The organism is Pedobacter sp. (genome assembly GCF_035566355.1).
In the GTDB taxonomy this organism is placed as follows: Bacteria; Bacteroidota; Bacteroidia; order Sphingobacteriales; family Sphingobacteriaceae; genus Pedobacter.
In genome coordinates this window covers 1-3353 of sequence record NZ_DATMRL010000348.1, presented here as the reverse complement: position 1 = coordinate 3353, position 3353 = coordinate 1, and the positions used below count along the sequence as shown (strand labels likewise).

Genomic DNA, 3353 nt, shown 5'->3' with positions numbered 1-3353 from the left:
GTCTGTGAATCTGAAGATGATCTTATTTGGTCCTGATTTGTCATAGTCTACTGTAATGGGTAAAAAAGCACTACTGGTAAAACCAGTTTCGGCACCAAGATCAGAGGTGGTGTAAAATGGGCTGTTGGAGATTGCATAATTGGCTTTTGACGTAATTTGAATGGTACAGGCATTGTTGATGGTCCTGATACCATTTACATTGCTCACCTCAACATCAATAGTATACCTGCCGGTATCAATGTTTGCTGTGGCCTGCGATAAGGCAATCCTGCCGCCAATTTCTCCAACGCTTAAGGCAACTGCGGGTTTGAGTACGATCTTTTTATTGACCAGTTCGATTGTAGAATCTGCTGCTGTGATCTGCCCGTTGAATTGTTTGATGACATATTCTTTTAGCAATTCTGGTGCATTTTTTCCTGTAGTTAGGTTTCTTACTGCGAGGAGTTTCACATGGACTGGACCTGTCGTTCCATCCAGTTCTAATGAATTAGAAGTGGTTACATTTCCCTGGGTCGCGATTAAAGGATTTGGGGTATAATACATGTAATCGCTGATAAATCCCTTCTCTATTTTTTTACAGCCATACACCAGTAGTGCGGTAATGGTGCATAAATAAGCACATAGTGCAATATGTTTTTTTCTCATGATGTGTTTGTCTATTGATAAACCAAATGCATTTAGAACCTGATGAAAGTATGCTGGTTGTTCAGCACATGCAGTACACCGCCCGTTGATGGTTCAATGCCTGTTGTCTGGCATTGGGCCTTGATGTCTGAAGTCGGGTCGTCTGCAGGCAAAGTTGATCCTGGTGGGTCTAATGCTCCGCGAACCCTGATATAATACAAATAGTAAATTGGTGCGGAAGACCAAGCCCCAGAGGCCTTAGGTTGTAATATGCGCTGGATTGCAGTTTTTGTATTGGCCGCATTGTTTGCCATTGCCGCCTGTTCTGGTGTTGTCATCAGCTCCACACGAGATTTGACCATATATATCCTTAAAGAATCGGCGGTGATGTCTTTATACATATCATCTAAAGTGTATTTTCCGTTTTCATCTTCTTGCAATATGGAATCTCTTTTTACTTTAAGGTATTTGTTAATGGAATAGTTTGTGGGCGCAAAGAAAGTTGCTGCACCATTGACTTCTTCTTTCAGATTATAATGATCAATAACCATGATCAGGGTATCAAAGAGGTGATATTTATGTTGTTTTAAATAGTCATAAGTGCTCAGGGAGCTTTTGGGATCGCTTAAACCGCCATCTGTCAGATAACTGCTCTTTTTGCAGCTAAAAAAACAAGTTAGTGCAAGAGCACAGGCCAGTAGGTATATGGATTTGGTTTTCATAGGATTACATTTTAGAACGCCAGTAAGGGGTTTGGGTTAGTTTTTTGTTAATGCTCATCAAAGCGGGATCCAGTGGCCAGTAATATTTTCCAGCATTGAAATCACCCTGGCTCATCTTATCATCGCCAAATTTCATAATTCCGGTTTTGCGGCCGAGTCTGACCAGGTCATAAAAACGATGGCCCTCCAGAAACAGCTCCCGCCCGCGTTCATCAATAATCCCTTCAAAAAGATTGTCGTTTGTTCCGTCCCAGCTGTTAAGACCAGCTTCGTTTCTTACTTCATTTAAATAGGTTTTTGCCTCACTGTATTGGCCCAATGCGGCAAGGGCTTCTGCTTTTAGCAGGGTAATGTCGGCAAGGCGGAAAATGATGATATTATTGTGGGCAACACCAACGGTTACATTTTGTCCGCTCGTGTAGGTGATGTTGCTGTATTTGATACATATGGGATCTGTTGTACTGGTCAAAGCAAAAGCTTTTTGGAACCTCAGGTCCTGACTGTCATTGTTAAACAAACTGCTCAATGTATTTTGATTGATGATAAAAAGGGCATTTCCTGTATTTGTGGTCAGGTAGGGACTTTTTAGCGTATAGAAAGATATTCCGGTGTTGTTACCTTCGTTTTCATCACTTTGCGCAATTTCAAAAATACCTTCTGCAGATTTGCCTTTGAAAATATTCAAATAGCTGGCACGGTTCTCATATTGATAATATTTCCTATCCAGAATTGCGGATGCGGCCGTATTGCAATTGGCATAATCTCCCTGCCAGGCATATAGGTGAGCAAGAAGTGCATATGCTGCTCCTTTATTGGCTCTTACCGCCCGATTGTTGGCATTTGAATAGTCCCAGCTCAACAAACTTATGGCCATATTAACATCTTTAATGCATTGTTTTAAAATCTCGTTTTGCGGGCTTCTTGGAAGGTCCACTGCCTCTGTAATATTTACAGATTCAACAACCAGCGGGACGTCTCCCCAGATTCTGGCCATATAGAAATAATTGAATGCCCTTAAAAAATAGGCTTCTCCAAGAAAATTGTTCTTTGCAGCAACAGAAGAAAACTGATCATCGGTCATTTTGCCAATAAACTGGATGCAACGGTTGCTTTGATCAATGGTTCTGTAAAAAAGATCATAGCGTCTTAATCTCATCATCCGGTCCCCGGTTTCAGCAAAGGGAACAGAAACTGACCAGTTGATCTTTGATACATCTCCCAGGCGGTATTCATTGGTGTTGTATTCATCCGTTGGTAAATCCCCATAAGCATAAAAGGCCATTCCATTGGTGTTCAGGCTGGCTCTTAATAAAGCGTAAGCGGAGGCTACACCTTTGTCTGCGTCACTTTCATTGCGCCAGAAGGTTTGATCAGTAGAAACACTGATGGGTTTTTCGTCTAGAAATTTTTTGCAGGAAAGTAAGGCTGTGCCCAATAGTAAACAGCTTACATATATAATTAATTTTTTCATATCGAATTTTCGTTAAAAGGTTAAATCCAGTCCAAAGGTGTATTTCTTAGGGATCGGGTAGTCATTCCCTCCAGAGTAGCCCGTGATGTCTACAGCCTCCGGATCAGGAACGGTAGATCTGGACCATATTTTAACATTATCCATCATGCCGTATAGCCTGATAGATCTGATGCCAATTCTCCTGGTATATTTTTCAGTAATGGTGTATCCCAGCCTGATATTTTTGATCCGGATAAAACTGGCGTCTTCTATAAATATGCTTTGCCCAATATGCCATTTATCTACTTTGTTGGTGATCAGGCCGGGGTATTTGGCTATGTCTCCTGGTTTACTCCAAAAATCAGAGACATTAAAGTTAGAAGCAGGCCCTGATGAACCGCCCCAGACTTGGTAGGGATTATCCGTTCCTGCGTCCTGAAATTTATCTGAAAGATAGCCGTTGCGCAGTTTCCTTCCTGAAATAAATGTCACCAGAACATCAAGAGTAAAACCCTTGTAAGAAAATGAGTTGGTTAAACCGCCAGTAATGTCCGGAT

Annotated in this window: 2 protein-coding genes and 2 pseudogenes; all 4 read right to left on the bottom strand. The window is 41.5% G+C overall.

Annotated features, from left to right (window positions below):
- Positions 1-645 (bottom strand): annotated as a pseudogene (locus tag VNZ46_RS13420) (hypothetical protein); the annotation flags it as partial.
- Between the two features lie 32 nt (positions 646-677).
- The gene (locus tag VNZ46_RS13415; protein WP_199078419.1) at positions 678-1346 is read right to left on the bottom strand and encodes a hypothetical protein; all 669 of its coding nucleotides are present in this window, start codon (positions 1344-1346) and stop codon (positions 678-680) included.
- Between the two features lie 4 nt (positions 1347-1350).
- Positions 1351-2817 (bottom strand): RagB/SusD family nutrient uptake outer membrane protein, encoded by a 1467-nt coding sequence (locus VNZ46_RS13410; RefSeq protein ID WP_325560605.1) that lies wholly within the window; start codon positions 2815-2817, stop codon positions 1351-1353.
- Between the two features lie 12 nt (positions 2818-2829).
- Positions 2830-3353, bottom strand: a pseudogene (locus VNZ46_RS13405) (SusC/RagA family TonB-linked outer membrane protein); the annotation flags it as partial.